Source organism: Streptomyces sp. NPDC021019 (assembly GCF_044333295.1).
GTDB lineage: Bacteria > Actinomycetota > Actinomycetes > Streptomycetales > Streptomycetaceae > Streptomyces.
Genome location: NZ_JBIRQR010000001.1, coordinates 255,266 through 270,106 on the forward strand (window position 1 = coordinate 255,266; position 14,841 = coordinate 270,106).

Genomic DNA, 14,841 nt, shown 5'->3' on the forward strand with positions numbered 1-14,841 from the left:
CAGTCCCTCACGGCTTCTTCGGGTTGTGGGTGGTTTCCTTCACCGGCAGGTCGACCGTGATGAGGCCGGCCTTCTCGAAGTGCAGCTCGACGGAGACCTTCTCGCCCTGCTTGGGCTTCTGCTTGAGCTTCATGAACATGATGTGGTTGCCGCCGCGTTCGAGGTCGAGCTCGCCCTTGGCGGGCACCTCGAACGAGGAGACCTCGCGCATCCTCTGGTTCTTCGTCTCGTGGATCGTGACGTCGTCGGAGAGCGGACTGGTCACCGAGGTGAGCCGGTCCCCGGCATCGCCGTTGTTCTGGACGACGAGGAAGCCGGCGGCCATGTCGCTGACGGGCTGCGGCAGATACGCGCCGACGACCTTCAGGTCGGGCGTGCCGTCCGACGAGCAGCCGGCCAGCGTCAGCCCCGTGCTGAGGGCCAGGACGCCGGCGAGGGCCGCCCGGCGGTTCACGGAGCCTCCCCCTTGAGCAGCTTGGGGAGGTCCTTCGTGTACTCCTCGGCGGTGGTGTCCTCGCCGTAGAGCACATACCCCTGGTCCGTCTTCGGGGAGAAGGCGATGACCTGGGCGCCATGCATCGAGACGACGGTGCCGTCCTTCTCCTTCTTCGGCGCGTCGATGCCGATGCCGATCTGCCGCGCCCCGGCCTGGATGGTCGGGAAGTCGCCGGTGAGGCCGGTGAAGGAGGGGTCCTGGGCGGAGAGCCACTTGCCGAGCGAGGCGGGGGTGTCGCGCTCGGGGTCGGTGGTGACGAAGACGACCTGGAGCTTCTCCTGGTCGGCCTTGGGCAGCTCCCGCTTGGCGAGGGAGATGTTGCTCATGGTCAGCGGGCAGACGTCGGGGCAGTTGGTGTAGCCGAAGTAGATGAGCGTCGGCTTGCCCTTGGTCTTCTCGCGGAGGTCGTACTCCTTGCCGTGGGTGTCGGTGAGGACGAGGTTCGGCTTGGTGAACGGCTGGTCGAGTACGGTCGCGGCCTTGTTCTTCGGCGCGGCGCTGACGTCGGCGATGGCAGAGGACTCCGCCTTGTCGTCAGCGGTGCCGCAGGCGGAGAGGGCCAGTGCGGCCGCGGCGGCGAACGCCACGGCCGTCACTGCGTTCTTGTTACGCATGGGATGAGGTGTCCTGAACGTGGTGCGGGTGAGGGAACCGGCCGGTCAGGCCGAGCGGCGACGTCCGGCGAGCACGCCGAACGCGATGCCACCGATGCCGATGACGATGCCGATGATGCCCAGCGTGCGGGCGGTGGTGTCGCTGGAGGATGAGGACGCGGCGGTGCTGCTCTCCTTGGCCGACGCGTCGGCGTCGGCGGCCTTGGGGTCGTCGGTCTTCCCGGCGCCGTCGGCCGCGCCGCCGTGGCCGTCCTCGGCGGCGGCGGTCAGCTTCAGGACGGGGGCCGGGCTGGCGGGCTCCTCGCCGCCCGCCGTGGGCTCCTCGATCCAGCGGACGACTTCCTTGTTGTCGTACGTCTGGATCGCCTTGAAGACGAGCTGGTCGGCGTCCTCGGGGAGCGCGCCGACGGAGACCGGGAACTGCTGGAAGTAGCCGGGGGCGATCTCGCCCTCGTCCGCGGTCCAGGTCACCTTGGAGACGGCCTCGGTGATCTTCTTGCCGTGCACCTCAAGAGGCTTGTCGAGCTTGCTCTTGGCGATGTCGATCTTCCAGCCGGGGACGGCCTGCGGGGTGACGGACGACAGCGGGTGGTCGGCCGGGAAGTTGACTTCGAGCTTCACCGTCGAGGCCTGGTCGCGCTCGTTGGGGACCTTGAAGTTGAGCGTGGCGTATCCGCCCTTGGCGGCCTCGCCGACCGGCTGGACGCTGACGTGGGCGGCGGCCGGGCCGGCGATCAGCAGGACGGTGGACGCGGCGACGCCGCCGGCGAGGGCGATACGGGAAAGCTTCATGGCAGGAATCTCCACTGGGGAAACGGAACACGGTGGTCCGGCGCGCGGGTGCGCGGCGGCATCACGACACCTCGTGGCCCGGTTCCGCGGGCGTGCGTGCACAGGGACGTGCACGGACGGATCGCACGGGGCAGGTGGAGGCGTCGCGTCAGGCTGCGAGGGCGTACGGGGCCGGAGGCCCGCGCCTGATCACCAGGTGTTGCAGAGGATCCCCGGCGGCCGGTACCGGCACGTCGTCGGAGTGACGCGGAACGCGCGGCCCGGCCATGAGCTGCTCGCGCGCCCCGGCCCGCAGGGCGCGGACGAGGGCGAGCGCGGCCCGCAGGGACCGCAGCCGGGCCCCGGCCGCCAGTGCCTGGGCCCTGTGGGCGGAGAGCCGGGCCAGTTGGAAGAGGGCGATCTCGCCGCGCCGCAGCAGCCAGCCGGTGGCGAGCGCGACGAGGACGTGGGCCAGGAACATCGACAGGCTCGGCAGCAGTGCGGAGACCGCGGCGCAGACCTGCGCGATGTTGGAGACGCCGTCCGGGGCCGCCGACGCGGCAGTCCCGACCGCTCCGGCGGCACCGCCGTCCGCGAGGTGGCCGTGGGCTCCCGTGAGCGTCGCCGGGTCGATGCCGGCGGAGGAGACGATGCGGTGGGCGTCGGTCGCGGTCAGCTGCTCCGGGCCGGCACCGCAGACGAGACCGGCGGCGAACCGGATGACCGGGTTGTCGCCGCCCGTGGGCGTCGCGGCGGCAGGAGCGCCGGCGTGGCTGCCGTACGCGAAGAGCACGTGCAGGAGGAGCTGCCCGCCGGCCAGCGCGCCCGCGATCGACGGAAGGGAACGTTCCCGTCCGGCGAGGACCGTGGCGACGGCGAGGACGCCGAGGAATCCGGCGAGCAGTGTCCACGCGGGGACGGGCGCTCCGGCGGCGAGCGCGTGTCCGGCAGCGGACAGCACGACGCAGGCCGCGGTGAACACCGCGGCCCTCATGAGCCGCAGACCGGCTCCTGCGTGTGCGAGAGGCGTGGACATGGCCGGGACATCATCGCACTGCACCCGCCTGTCCCGTACGGCAGGTCGGGAAGGTCAGAGTCCGTCCCGAACCGTGCTTGTTGAGCCCGTTCGCGGGGGATGTACGGACCGGGGGCGCGACACCCTGGTCACCGGACGGACGCCCGGTGACCAGGTGCCGGGCGGGTACATACACCGGGCGGCCGAATGTCCGCATCCGCCGAATGAGGGCTTTCCCACCCGATCCGTGCTTACGAAGTGCCGAGGACGGCAATACGTATCGATACGTCGAGCCGCAGCCAGGAGGCTGAAAGATGAGCATCTGGTGGTCTCTCCATTTGCGGCGCGAAGCTGCGAGCGTCCCGCTCGCCCGTCGTTTTCTGCTCGGAACCATGGAAACCGCAGGGGTGGATCCGGACATCTCCTTCGACCTGTCGGTCGCGCTCAGCGAGGCCTGTGCGAACGCCGTCGAACACGGTGGCGACCGGACGGCGCTCGGGGAGCCGGGGGATTCCGGCTACGGCCGCCCTGCCACGGACTCCGGGCAGTACCGGGTCACGGCCTATCTGGACGGTGAGAAATGCCGTATCGAGGTCAGCGACTCGGGGCCGGGCTTTCCCGCCCGCCGCGCGCTTCGCCCCGCCGCGCACGCAGAACAGCACCCGCGGCACCCGCTCCCCCCGCGGGACGCCGAGGCCGAGAGCGGCCGGGGCCTCGACCTCATCCAGCAGCTCTCGGACCACGTCCAGTTCGGCAACCGCCCGGGCCACGGCGCGGTGGTGCGCTTCGACAAGGTCCTGAAATGGCGCGAGGGCGCGCTGCTCACGGTGTAGTGAACGGCGCGCCCTAGGGGGTGTCGCGGTGGGTCAGCCCTTCAGCCGAGCCATCCAGGCCTCGACCTCGTCCGCCTGGCGGGGCAGCGTGGCGGAGAGGTTCCGGTTGCCGTCCTCGGTGACGAGGATGTCGTCCTCGATCCGGACGCCGATGCCCCGGTACTCCTCGGGCACGGTCAGGTCGTCGGCCTGGAAGTACAGGCCCGGCTCCACGGTCAGGCAGACACCCGGCTCCAGAACACCGTCGACGTACGCCTCGGTGCGCGCGACGGCGCAGTCGTGGACGTCCATGCCGAGCATGTGGCCCGTGCCGTGGAGGGTCCAGCGGCGCTGGAGGCCGAGCTCCAGGACCTTGTCCACGTCCAGGTCGCCGAGCAGGCCCCACGCGACGAGCTTCTCGGCGAGGACGCGCTGCGCGGCGTCATGGAAGTCACGGAAGGTGGCGCCGGGCTTCACGGCGGCGATGCCCGCCTCCTGGGCCTCGTACACCGCGTCGTAGATCTTGCGCTGGAGCGGCGAGAACGTGCCGTTGATCGGCAGGGTGCGCGTCACGTCGGCGGTGTAGAGGTCGTTGGTCTCCACGCCGGCGTCCAGGAGCAGCAGCTCGCCGGCGCGGACGTCGCCGTCGTTGCGGACCCAGTGCAGGGTGGTGGCGTGCGGACCGGCGGCGCAGATCGAGGCGTAGCCGATGTCGTTGCCCTCGATGCGGGCACGCAGGAAGAAGGTGCCCTCGATGAAGCGCTCGCTGGTCGCCTCGGCCTTGTCCAGGCTCTTCACGACGTCCTCGAAGCCGCGCGCGGTGGCGTCGCACGCCTTCTGCAGCTCGGCGATCTCGAAGGCGTCCTTCACCAGGCGGGCCTCGGAGAGGTAGACGCGCAGTTCCTCGTCGCGCTCCGCGGTGACCTTGTCGGTGAGGGCGGCCTCGACGGACGCGTCGTGGCCGCGCACGTTGCGGACCGGGCCGGTGGCCTCGGCCAGGACGGCGGTCAGCTCGCGGACGTCCTTGGCGGGGATGTTCAGCAGCTGCTCGGCCTCGGAGAGGGAGTTCCGTCGGCCGACCCACAGCTCGCCCTGGCCGTCGAGCCAGAACTCGCCGTTCTCCCGGTTGGAGCGCGGCAGCAGGTACAGGGTCGCCTCGTGGCCACTGCCCGTCGGCTCCAGGACGAGGACGCCGTCCTGGGTCTGGTCACCGGTGAGGTACGCGTACTCCGTGGAGGCGCGGAAGGCGTACTCGGTGTCGTTGGAGCGGGTCTTCAGGTTGCCCGCGGGGATGACCAGGCGCTCGCCGGGGAAGCGGGCGGAGAGCGCGGCGCGCCGGGCGGCGGTGTGCTCGGCCTGGGCGATCGGCTGGAGGCCGTGCAGCTCCGTGTCGGCCCAGCCCGACTTCATGTTCTCGGCGAGCTCGTCGGAGACGCCCGGGTACAGGCCGTTCTTCCGCTGCTTGACCGCTTCTGCTTCGTTCTCCTCGGTCTCCTGCTCCGGGTTCTCCGGGATGAGCTCCTCAGACACGATGTGTTTCTCCTTGAGTACGACACTGGACCATCACCCATCGTACGGGCGTACGGAAGGGGGCCCAGGGTCGAAGGGCCTGTTACCGGAGACCGCCGCCGGACCGGTCGAAGGGGTCGGCCGGCGGCCCGCACGGGGCGGTCGGGCGGTCAGTCGAAGTGGGCGGCGAGGATCACGACGTCCTCGGCGGAATCGCTCCGGTCGAGGCCGTCGGGGAGCATCGTGCGCAGGACGTGGTCGGCGACGGCCGCCGGATCGTGCCGGTCGGATCTCGGTACGGAGGCGGCTGCGGAGTGCAGCCGGGCGAAGGCCCGGTCCATGGCGTCCCCCGTGCGGCGCAGCAGCCCGTCCGTGTAGAGCAGCACCGTTTCTCCGGGCGCCGGGCTGAACTCCACGCTGGGCGCCTCCCAGCAGGCGAGCATCCCCAGCGGGGCGGAGAGCGTGGTCTCGACGAACTCGCAGCGCCGCTCGCCGAGGACCAGGGGCGGGGTGTGCCCGGCCCCGGCCAGCACGACCTTGCGGGCGGCGGGCTCGCAGTAGGCGAAGAGGGCGGTCGCGGTCCGCGCGGGTTCGGTGAGCCGCAGCAGCAGTTCCAGGTCGGAGAGGACGGCGACGGGGTCCTCTCCCTCCATCACGGCGTACGCCCGCAGACTGGCGCGCAGCCGGCCCATGGCGGCCATGGCGCTCGGCCCGGACCCGCCGACGGAGCCGACGGCGAGCCCGAGCGCACGGTCGGGCAGCGGCAGCGCGTCGTACCAGTCGCCGCCGCCCCGGGGGCCGGTGCGGTGCCGGGCGGCGAGCCGGACACCGGGGATCCGGGGCAGCCGGCTGGGGAGCAGCTCCTCGGCGACGGCGGCGACGTCGGCGCGGGCGCGCTCCAGCTCGATCAGGCGGGCCAGGTGCTCGGTGGCGTAGCGCGCGTAGAGGCCGGCGAGGTGGCGCTGCTTCTGCACGGGCTCGGCCGGTTCGTCGTAGAGCCAGACGGCCGCGCCGAGCCGGCCGGCCGCGTCGGAGGCGAGCGGCAGGGCGTAGCCGGCGGCGTAGCCGAGCCGGGTGGCGACCTCACGGTGCCGGGGGTCCAGGTCCTCCTCGCCGAACAGGTCGGGGCTGGTGACCCCGTCGGCGGTGTCCGGCAGCCCGTCGAGGACCCGACCGAACGCGGTGGCCGCGCGCGGCACGGTCTCGATGTGGCCGATCTCGGCGTGGCTGAGCCCGAGGCCGAGGGTGGCGGAGGGGCCTTCGCCGTTCGCCGGTTCCAGGACGATCAGTCCGCGGCGGGCGCCGACGAGGGCGGCTCCGGCGTGCAGCAGCTCGTTCAGGGCGTCGTCGAGGGTGTTCGTCCCGGCCAGCCGCTCGGTGAGTTCGTGCAGGGTCGTGAGGTCCGATACCCAGCCCGCGAGCCGGTCCTGGATGAAGGCTCCGGGAGGTCCCGGGACCTCCCTCAGGGGAGCGGGAGTGTGCGTTGAAACCGAAACCTCTGGATCGATTCCAGCCACTTTCGGCAGGTGTGGGGCGCTCATGGCAGCCAGCTTTCCGACCGGTGTGATTCGTCGAATAGCATCGCAAACCCCCATGTGATTCTGCGCCACTATCAATACATCCACATGTACACGCAGAAGTAACCCGATGTCCAGCATTGTCCCTTCGGGGGCCGGGTGATTCCTGCTCTCCCAGTGTCGGCTAACTTGGCCAAAAAATGCACCCTATGGACGCTATTTGCGATCGACTGGAGCTGCTCAACAGGGGTGCCTCCGGGGTCAAGTCGCCGGAGGAGCGTCATTCCGGGCATGCTGGGTACGTAAACGGTGATGCGCGGGTGCGGTTGTGATCGCCCAGGAACCCGGCAGCGGGTCCAGGCGTCCTTACCCGTGAAGGTGACGTACCCGCCCCGGACGGCGGGGTTCGCACCAGGGACGGCAGGCGAGGCGCATGCCGCCCTCGCCCAGCGATCGCCGGTCCGGCTCGACCCGCTCGGTTCGACCCGCACGACTCTGCCAGGGCAGCACGACTCCGCTCGGTCAGTCCGACCCGTTCGGTCGGTTCGGCCCCGTTCGGTTCGACTCCGCTCGACTCTGCTCGGTTCGGCACTGCTCCACCCCAGATCGGTTCTATTCGGATCGGTTCCACTCGGCTCGGCTCGGCTCACGCTCGGTATCGGCGGCACGCCCGTACCGCAGAAGTGATGAGCACGTACGCACAGCGAAGAGATACGCACGTGGTGTCACACACGCGTGTGTCATGTGGACTCGGCGTTCAACGGAAAGGAACGAGCGCTCATGCGCGAGATCCTCGGAAGGCGACGCAGGCTCCGGCTCCGGCGCAAGGAGGGGGCCGCCCGGCTCGACACGGCCCTGACCTGTGCCACCGTATGGCGCTGGCCCGTGCTCCCCGGAGTGGGGACGGCAGAGGCCGGCCCGCGCGGCGAGAGCGGCGGCCCGGACTGCGCCTGCCCCGAACCCGACTGCGCCGTACCGGGCGCACATCCCTTCGATCCCGGCCTGCTGGCGGCCACCACGGACGAGCGCATGGTGCGCTGGTGGTGGACCCACCGCCCCACCGCCCCGGTGATGCTGGCGACCGGCGGCCGCGCGCCCTGCGCGGTGAGCCTGCCCGCCGTGGCCGGCGCCAGAGCACTCAGCGCCCTCGATGCCCTCGGCATGCGGCTCGGCCCCGTCGTGGCGACGCCCACCCGGTGGTCGCTGCTCGTGGCCCCGTACGGCCTGGAACGGCTCGGCGAACTGCTGTACGCGAAGGACTGGGTGCCCAGTTCGCTCCGGTTCCACGGTGAGGGCGGCTATCTCGTCCTGCCGCCGTCCCGGACCGGCGCGGGTCAGGTCCGCTGGGAACGGCCCCCCGCGCCGGTGGCGACCTCCGCCGCCGCTCAGGTGTCCCCCGGGCGGGCGAAGGGCGGGTCTCCCAAGGCCGCGGCACCCTGGCTCCCGGATGTGGAAGCGGTCCTGGACGCCCTGGTCGAGGCGAGCACCGGTGCCCCGGGCGGCGGTAGTCGGCTCGCCCACTGACCGGGGCGGGCGGAGACCGCGGCGGGAGGAGGCGTCTCTCACGGCGTCTCTCTCACGGCGTCTCTCTCACGGGGCCCGGATCGCGGTGCCCGGCTCGCTCGAACGGTTGTGAGCCGGGCCGGATCACCGATAAACGGGTGGCGGGCCGCCCGGCGGTGCGCACGGAGCCGATACCGGCGCCCCGGTGTCAGGAATTCCGCGCAGTCGCCAGCTGTGGCGCCACCATGAATCTCCATGAAGCTCCGCATGGTCGGGCACCTGGCGCCTCGCCAGAAAGCGTGCGATTAAGGGCGTCTGACGTCCTATTCGGAGCGAATTCCTTCGCCTCCCGTCCGCCGTTGCTGGCATCGCCATCGAGAATGAGCGCGGAAGCAGGATCCCTGCCCGATGGTGACCGTTCGGCCTTTTCTGGCGGTGCCGATCACCGGAGGTCGTCGAGGCGCAGACCTGCGGCCTGACCCGGGACGACGAGGCCGTGGCGCGCGGCTCCTACCGGAACGCGACCGGGGAGGACCTCCGTTCCGTGCCCACCCCGATGGGCCGGGCGAGCACACCGTGGCGCTGTCCTGCGGGCCGGCCGCGCACGACGAGCCGGACATCTGCGCGCGTCCCGTCCTCGGGTGCGCCCGGTCCGCGACGGCGGGGACGGAGTCCGTGGGGCCGCGCCGGTGGACGACGCGCCGCTGGTGCTGCTCCGCGCCCGATCCGAACCCGGCCGTCGGCCGCGAAGAACTGACCGGGACCGGCCGAGGAGTGGACGGGCCCTACGGACGACGGCCTGGGTGCAACAGGATGGAGGGTTCCGACGTGATGGGCACCAGCGCGCCGGGCGGGCTTCAGGGTGGTGCGGGCTCCGCGCCCGGGGGTGTCACAGGGCGGTCCGCAGCCGAGAACGAAGACGCCCGGTCGCTGGCGACGGGGGATGCACCAGCGACCGGGCTTCTAGAACCGTAACAAGAGATCTGCCGTTCGCAAATTCGATCTCGCTTGTAGGGACGCCGATTTACTTACGAGTACGGCGAGTTGTGACGCGGGTCACCGTCTGTTCCGCCCGGTCGTCACTGTCAGCTGAGGGTCACCTGACGGTTGGTGAGACCGCCCCGGGCGCGGCGTTCCTCGGCGGTGAGCGGGGCGTCGGACGCGAGCGTCGCCGCCAGTCGCTCGGCGAACTCGACGGCGGGCTTCTCGCACGCCTCGGCCCCCATCGAGCTGGGCAGGTCCCAGACGGGGACCACGAGTCCGTGCGCCCGGAACGATCCGACCAGGCGGGTGTCGTCGCCGAGCGAGGAGGTGCCGGCGGCGTGCAGCCGGGCGAGCGCGTCGAGGAGCTCCTCCTCGGGGTGCGGCATGACCCAGCGCAGGTGGTTCTTCTCCGGGGTCTCGCACCAGTACGCGGCGTCGACGCCGGACAGCAGCGTCGTCGGGATCGCGGCGGCGTTCGCGCGCTCCAGCGAGGCGGACACCTCCGGCGTGGCGTTCTCCGCGTCCGGGACCCAGAACTCGAACCCGGAGTGCACGTTCGGCGCGAACACGGCGTCCGGGGCGAGGAGGTCCTGGAGACGCGGGCCGTCGGCCGGCACGCGGCGCGCGGTGACCGGGGAGCCGGGCTCGGCCTCCAGGGCGCGCTGGAGGGTGTCCGCGAGGTCGCGGCTGAGGTCGCCGGAGGAGGTGTCGTTCTGCAGGGCGAGCAGGACGGAACCGTCGTCCCGGCGCAGGGCCGGCCAGGCCATCGGCAGGACCGTCGCGAGCGTCACCGACGGAACCCCCTCGGGCAGCCCGTCCTTGAGGGTCAGTTCGACCGTGGCGGCGGGCACCAGCTCGCGCAGCGCGACCCAGTCGCACTCGCCCGCGAGTCCCTCGAAGGGGCGGTGCACGAGCTCGGTCACGGCCTGGGCGGCGGCGCGTCCGTGACACGCCTTGTAACGGCGGCCCGATCCGCACGGGCAGGGCTCACGGGCCCCGACGACCGGGATCTCACCGTTCTTGAGCTGCTGCTTCCCGGCCTTGGACTGAGGGCGCTTCTTGGCCATGGTGGGCATTCTCCCGATTGCGACAGTGCGGACTCGGCGCGAGCCTAGTCGCCCGGGGAGCCCCGCTCGTCCGCCGTACGGGCTCGGCCCCCGTCGTCCGCGCGTCAGGTCCATGCCGTACGCGTGCCAGGCCCGTGTCCGTACGCGTGCCAGGCCCGTGGCCGTCCGAGCGCTCAGCCCACGTCGTCGAAGGCCTCGGAGAGGCCCAGCCCCTCGAACCCGGTGAGCCCGCCGATGGCGTCGGCGTCGATGCCATGGGCTCGTGAGCCGTTGGCGCCGGTTCCGTTCGGGGCGGAGCCGTTGCCGCCGATTCCGGGCGGCTTCTTCGAGGAGACCAGGGCCCAGACGGTGACTTCACCGGATGATCCGTCCCGTACGCCCCATTCCTGGGCCAGGGCGCTGATGATGCTGAGGCCCCGGCCGCCGCGTGCCGTCACCGAAGGGGTGGCCGGAACCGGGCGGGTCGGGCCGCCGCCGTCCGTGACCTCCACGGTGAGTGCGCCGGCGGTGTCCACCCGCCAGGCGGCGCGGATGTCTCCGTCGCCGACGTCGGTGTGCCGCCCCAGGGGTCTGCCGTGCCGACAGGCGTTGCTGAGCAGTTCGGAAAGGATCAGGACAGCGTCGTCGACGACCGCGTCCGACACCCCGTTGCCGCGCAACTGTTCACGCATCCGGCGTCGTGCCTGCCCCACGCCGGCAGGGCCATGAGGAATGGCCATGCTCGACGACGCGGGCACTTCTTGTGCCACCACCAACGCCACCCCCGAGACCTCCTTTGCCCCACGCCACGGGTTGGATGCCCCACTGAGCTGCACCGGAAACCGGCCAATGCACTCCCGGTGACGCACTCGTAACGATCGAACGCGCAGCGAGTGCGCCGGTGCACACCCTGTAAGGGCCGAGGTCGGGGACCTGGCGGGTCCTCATCCGTACTAAATGCGGCCCAGTTGGGACAGGACCTGCTTGGGGCGGTTGGTGATGATCGCCTCGACGCCGAGTTCGGCGCACATGTCGACGTCGGCCGGTTCGTTCACGGTCCACACGTGCACCCGGTGCCCCGCACGGTGCAGCCGTTCGATGTATCCGGGGTGGCTGCGCACGATCCGCATGCCCGGTCCCGCGATCCGGGCCCCGGCGGGCAGCCGCCCGTCGCGCATCCGGGGCGAGACGAACTGCATCAGGTAGACCGTCGGCAGGCTGGGCGCTGCGGCCTGGACGCGGTGGAGGGAGCGGGCGGAGAAGCTCATGACGCGGACGGGCGAGGGTCCGTCAGCGGGCGGGTCGGCCAGCCCGAAGCGCTTCAGGAGCTGCAGCAGCCGCTCCTCCACTTGCCCGGCCCAGCGGGTGGGGTGCTTCGTCTCGATGGCCAGTTGCAGCGGCCGGCCGGTGGCCCGGACCTCGGTGAAGAGCTCCAGGAGCCGTTCCAGGGTCAGTACGGAGGTGAGCTCGCCCGGCACCGGATCCCAGTCGGGCGACTCCTCGCGGTCCTTCCAGGAGCCGAAGTCGAGGGCGGCGAGGTGGGCGAGCTCCAGCGCCGACACGGCGCCGCGCCCGTTGGACGTACGGTTCACCCGCCGGTCGTGGACGCAGACGAGGTGGCCGTCGGCGGTGAGCCGGACATCGCATTCCAAGGCGTCGGCACCGTCCTCGATCGCCTTGCGGTAGGCGGCCAGGGTGTGCTCGGGGGCGTCGTCGGAGGCCCCGCGGTGGGCGATGACCTGGATGGAGGTGTGCGCGCTGCGCTGCCGTGCGTGGGTCACCCGCGCCATGGTGTCACCGCCGCGGGGAAGGCTGAGCACATGTCACCCTGGAGGTCTGTTTTGTCGGATGTAAAGATTGGTGTGCGGATGCACAGGTCCTGCTTACAGTGGCCCGACGTGTCGTGGGAAAAGCTGACCGCAGACACGTGCACAGCGGATTTCTTGCCGAACGCCGACTGGATGCCGAGTGGAACCGAGGAGTAAAGAGCTGTGAGCACCGAGAACGAGGGCAACGAGGGCAACGCGGTACCGGCCGTACCGTCCGTTCCGTCCGCACCTCCCGGGCCGGCCGCCACTCCCGAACCGGCGACCGAAGGAGCCATGCCGACGCCGGCCCAGGACCCGGCCGAGGACGTCGACCAGAAGGCGGCGCACGATCCCGCGCACGACACCGCGCGCCTTCCCGCGCACGACCCCGGAGCAGCGGAGGCGGCCCCCTACGCACCCGGTGCGGCGGCCCAGGCGCCGGGTGGGCCGCCGCACGCCGAGGCACCGCGCCACGACCCCACGCACCAGGGCGCCCCGGCCACGCCCGCGTACGCACAGGGCTCCCACCCGACGCCGTCCCAGCCTCCGCAGCCGCCGCTGCACTCCCCGTACGGAGCGACGCCCGGATACGGAGCGGAGCCCGGACTCCCCCCGGGCGCCGCGTCCTGGCCGCCGCCCCCGCCCGCCGTCCCGTCGTACGCCGAGGGGGGCGCCGGTCACGCGTCCGGGGGTATCGGCAACGGGAGCGGTCACGGCCCGGTCTGGGGCGCTCCGGTCCCGCCCGGCTCCGAGTCCCCGGGCGCGAAGAGCGGCAGGGGCCGCGGGAGCGGTCTGGTGGCGGCCGTGGCCGTCGCGGCCCTCGTCGCGGGCGGCGTCGGCGGAGCCCTCGGCTTCTGGGCGGCCGACCGGAACGACGGCACCGGTGGCGGCTCGACCACCATCTCGGCGTCGGACACCCCGAGGGACCTGAAGCGCCCGGCGGGCACGGTGGCCGGGGTCGCGGCGAAGGCGCTCCCCAGCGTGGTCACCATCGACGCGCAGGGCGGCGAGGGCGAGGGCGGCACGGGCACGGGCTTCGTGTACGACAAGGAAGGCCACATCCTCACCAACAACCACGTGGTGGCGTCCGCCGCCGATTCGGGCGAACTGTCGGCGACCTTCTCGGACGGCAAGAAGTACGCCGCCGAGGTGGTCGGCCGGGCCCAGGGCTACGACGTGGCCGTACTGAAGCTCAAGAACCCGCCCGCGGGCCTCGCCCCGCTGCCGCTGGGCAACTCGGAGGGCGTCGCGGTCGGCGACTCGACGATCGCGATCGGCGCGCCCTTCGGCCTCTCCAACACGGTCACCACGGGCATCATCAGCGCGAAGAACCGCCCGGTGGCGTCCGGGGACGGCTCCAGCAACAAGAACTCCTACATGAGCGCCCTCCAGACCGACGCTTCGATCAACCCGGGCAACTCCGGAGGCCCGCTGCTGGACGCGACGGGCGCGGTCATCGGCATCAACTCCGCGATCCAGTCGACCGGCGGCGGCCTGGGCCAGTCCCAGGCCGGCTCCATCGGTCTCGGCTTCGCGATCCCGATCAACCAGGCCAAGAACGTCGCCGAGCAGCTGATCAAGACCGGCAAGCCGGTCTACCCGGTGATCGGCGCGACGGTCACGATGGAGGAGAAGACGGGCGGCGCGGCCATCTCCGCCGAGGGCGCGGGCGGCACCCCCGCGGTCACCCCGAACGGCCCGGCGGCCAAGGCGGGCCTCAAGGCGGGCGACGTGATCACGAAGTTCAACGACACCGTGATCGACAGCGGCCCGACCCTGATCGGCGAGATCTGGACCCGCAAGCCGGGCGAGAAGGTGACCCTGACGTACGAGCGCGACGGCAAGACGGCCACGGCCGAAGTCACCCTGGGCCAGCGCGAGGGCGACAGCTGACCGGCTAGGCTGTCCCACGCGTCGAACCGGCCCCACGCGGGCCTGACGGCCCATCGGCTTGCCCAGCGACCGGACCGCCGACGCGAGGTGGGTTGCCCGAGCGGCCTAAGGGAACGGTCTTGAAAACCGTCGTGGCAGCGATGTCACCGTGGGTTCAAATCCCACACCCACCGCCAGGTGAACGGCCCCTGACCAGTTGCCTGTGGTCGGGGGCCTTTGCCATGCCCGGTCTCCGCCGGGCACCGCTGTTCCCCCTGGGTTTCCGCTCTGTCGGGCATGGAAGGGGCCCGCTGAGGGCACGGCTCCGATAGATCAACAGCTGAAGCGGTTCCGGTCGCGGTCATTTGGACACGACAGACGCTTGTTGTGTGCCCTTCTCCTGGGGAAGACGAGCCCGGCACTGCTCTGAGGACGGGAATCAGATGGCGAACTCGTGCGTGATCCCGACGCAGATGTCGTCTTCGAATAGCAGTGCTATGTGGTAAATGTCGCTTTGCCACTGCAGGAGTACTTGATGGGGACCTGCCACGCTAAAGCTGGAGTATGGGCCAACCGCTGCGACGATCTCAGCCTTGCTGCGGCCTGCCAAGTTGCCGAGCCCAGCAAAGGCCTGAGCTAGTGCCCGTCCACCGGGCAACAGTCCAGAGTCTTCACTCGTGATGCCTGCGAACTGGCCTTGATCGAAAAGGACTCCGATGTGGTAGCCCTCGCTCTGCCACTGGAGCAGAGTTTGCCCTGGCCCCATCATGCTCTGGCTGATCGGCGCACCGACTGAAGAGATGATCTCGTCCGCTGTGCGGCCGGTGAGGTCCCCTAGTTCGGCGAAGCTCTGTTGCAGTCTGTGCGCTGACAAACCAAACATGGCTCCTCCTC

Annotated in this window: 13 protein-coding genes and 1 tRNA gene; 4 read left to right on the top strand and 10 right to left on the bottom strand. The window is 71.2% G+C overall.

The annotated features are described in order from the left end of the window. Window positions 1-7: 7 nt before the first annotated feature. The 4 genes from ACH4RG_RS01130 to ACH4RG_RS01145 all read right to left on the bottom strand — a co-directional run bounded on the left by ACH4RG_RS01130 (window position 8) and on the right by ACH4RG_RS01145 (window position 2,917). Window positions 8-454 (bottom strand): copper chaperone PCu(A)C, encoded by a 447-nt coding sequence (locus tag ACH4RG_RS01130; RefSeq protein ID WP_397930815.1) that lies wholly within the window; start codon window positions 452-454, stop codon window positions 8-10. Then, on the bottom strand, window positions 451-1,110 hold the full coding sequence (locus ACH4RG_RS01135) for an SCO family protein (RefSeq protein ID WP_397918691.1): 660 nt from the start codon (window positions 1,108-1,110) through the stop codon (window positions 451-453). Before ACH4RG_RS01135 ends, ACH4RG_RS01130 begins: the two co-directional genes overlap by 4 nt. Window positions 1,111-1,155: 45 nt before the next feature. Beyond that, the gene (locus ACH4RG_RS01140; RefSeq protein WP_397918689.1) at window positions 1,156-1,902 is read right to left on the bottom strand and encodes a YcnI family protein; all 747 of its coding nucleotides are present in this window, start codon (window positions 1,900-1,902) and stop codon (window positions 1,156-1,158) included. A gap of 148 nt (window positions 1,903-2,050) precedes the next feature. After that, entirely contained in the window at window positions 2,051-2,917 is an 867-nt protein-coding gene (locus ACH4RG_RS01145; RefSeq protein WP_397918687.1) for a hypothetical protein, read from the bottom strand. Window positions 2,918-3,210: 293 nt separating this feature from the next. On the opposite strand from ACH4RG_RS01145, the gene ACH4RG_RS01150 reads away from it, so the two are divergent. Continuing rightward, the gene (locus tag ACH4RG_RS01150; RefSeq protein WP_397918685.1) at window positions 3,211-3,729 is read left to right on the top strand and encodes an ATP-binding protein; all 519 of its coding nucleotides are present in this window, start codon (window positions 3,211-3,213) and stop codon (window positions 3,727-3,729) included. A 33-nt stretch (window positions 3,730-3,762) separates the two neighbouring features. Here ACH4RG_RS01150 and ACH4RG_RS01155 read toward each other — a convergent pair whose 3' ends face one another. Both ACH4RG_RS01155 and ACH4RG_RS01160 read right to left on the bottom strand, forming a co-directional pair. After that, window positions 3,763-5,238, bottom strand: coding sequence for an aminopeptidase P family protein (locus ACH4RG_RS01155; RefSeq protein ID WP_397918683.1), 1,476 nt, complete (start codon window positions 5,236-5,238; stop codon window positions 3,763-3,765). A gap of 149 nt (window positions 5,239-5,387) precedes the next feature. After that, window positions 5,388-6,875, bottom strand: coding sequence for a PP2C family protein-serine/threonine phosphatase (locus tag ACH4RG_RS01160; RefSeq protein ID WP_398538895.1), 1,488 nt, complete (start codon window positions 6,873-6,875; stop codon window positions 5,388-5,390). A 639-nt stretch (window positions 6,876-7,514) separates the two neighbouring features. Here ACH4RG_RS01160 and ACH4RG_RS01165 point away from each other — a divergent pair. Continuing rightward, entirely contained in the window at window positions 7,515-8,258 is a 744-nt protein-coding gene (locus tag ACH4RG_RS01165; RefSeq protein ID WP_397918679.1) for a bifunctional DNA primase/polymerase, read from the top strand. A 1,064-nt stretch (window positions 8,259-9,322) separates the two neighbouring features. Here ACH4RG_RS01165 and ACH4RG_RS01170 read toward each other — a convergent pair. From ACH4RG_RS01170 to ACH4RG_RS01180, 3 genes are all read right to left on the bottom strand, one after another. Then, window positions 9,323-10,288 carry a DUF5926 family protein gene (locus ACH4RG_RS01170; protein WP_397918677.1) on the bottom strand — a complete coding sequence of 322 codons (966 nt, stop codon included), beginning with the start codon at window positions 10,286-10,288 and terminating at the stop codon, window positions 9,323-9,325. Window positions 10,289-10,461: 173 nt separating this feature from the next. Beyond that, window positions 10,462-11,136 (bottom strand): ATP-binding protein, encoded by a 675-nt coding sequence (locus ACH4RG_RS01175; RefSeq protein ID WP_398538896.1) that lies wholly within the window; start codon window positions 11,134-11,136, stop codon window positions 10,462-10,464. Window positions 11,137-11,220: 84 nt separating this feature from the next. Further along, window positions 11,221-12,057 (bottom strand): glycerophosphodiester phosphodiesterase, encoded by an 837-nt coding sequence (locus tag ACH4RG_RS01180; RefSeq protein WP_397918673.1) that lies wholly within the window; start codon window positions 12,055-12,057, stop codon window positions 11,221-11,223. A 201-nt stretch (window positions 12,058-12,258) separates the two neighbouring features. Between ACH4RG_RS01180 and ACH4RG_RS01185 the strand changes: the two genes are divergently transcribed. Both ACH4RG_RS01185 and ACH4RG_RS01190 read left to right on the top strand, forming a co-directional pair. Beyond that, window positions 12,259-13,968 carry a trypsin-like peptidase domain-containing protein gene (locus tag ACH4RG_RS01185; RefSeq protein WP_397930806.1) on the top strand — a complete coding sequence of 570 codons (1,710 nt, stop codon included), beginning with the start codon at window positions 12,259-12,261 and terminating at the stop codon, window positions 13,966-13,968. A gap of 86 nt (window positions 13,969-14,054) precedes the next feature. Continuing rightward, window positions 14,055-14,144: transfer RNA gene (locus tag ACH4RG_RS01190), tRNA-Ser, on the top strand. 242 nt (window positions 14,145-14,386) lie between these two features. Here ACH4RG_RS01190 and ACH4RG_RS01195 read toward each other — a convergent pair. After that, window positions 14,387-14,830 (bottom strand): hypothetical protein, encoded by a 444-nt coding sequence (locus tag ACH4RG_RS01195; RefSeq protein WP_397918635.1) that lies wholly within the window; start codon window positions 14,828-14,830, stop codon window positions 14,387-14,389. Between the last annotated feature and the right edge of the window lie 11 nt (window positions 14,831-14,841).

Bases quoted from the DNA above. Each gene is read 5' to 3' on its own strand.
- ACH4RG_RS01135 (WP_397918691.1), bottom strand. From the start codon at position 1,110: ATGCGTAACAAGAACGCAGTGACGGCCGTGGCGTTCGCCGCCGCGGCC.
- ACH4RG_RS01145 (WP_397918687.1), bottom strand. From the start codon at position 2,917: ATGTCCACGCCTCTCGCACACGCAGGAGCCGGTCTGCGGCTCATGAGG.
- ACH4RG_RS01160 (WP_398538895.1), bottom strand. From the start codon at position 6,875: ATGCTGGACATCGGGTTACTTCTGCGTGTACATGTGGATGTATTGATA.
- ACH4RG_RS01180 (WP_397918673.1), bottom strand. From the start codon at position 12,057: ATGGCGCGGGTGACCCACGCACGGCAGCGCAGCGCGCACACCTCCATC.
- ACH4RG_RS01195 (WP_397918635.1), bottom strand. From the start codon at position 14,830: ATGTTTGGTTTGTCAGCGCACAGACTGCAACAGAGCTTCGCCGAACTA.
- ACH4RG_RS01165 (WP_397918679.1), top strand. From the start codon at position 7,515: ATGCGCGAGATCCTCGGAAGGCGACGCAGGCTCCGGCTCCGGCGCAAG.
- ACH4RG_RS01150 (WP_397918685.1), top strand. From the start codon at position 3,211: ATGAGCATCTGGTGGTCTCTCCATTTGCGGCGCGAAGCTGCGAGCGTC.
- ACH4RG_RS01140 (WP_397918689.1), bottom strand. From the start codon at position 1,902: ATGAAGCTTTCCCGTATCGCCCTCGCCGGCGGCGTCGCCGCGTCCACC.
- ACH4RG_RS01170 (WP_397918677.1), bottom strand. From the start codon at position 10,288: ATGGCCAAGAAGCGCCCTCAGTCCAAGGCCGGGAAGCAGCAGCTCAAG.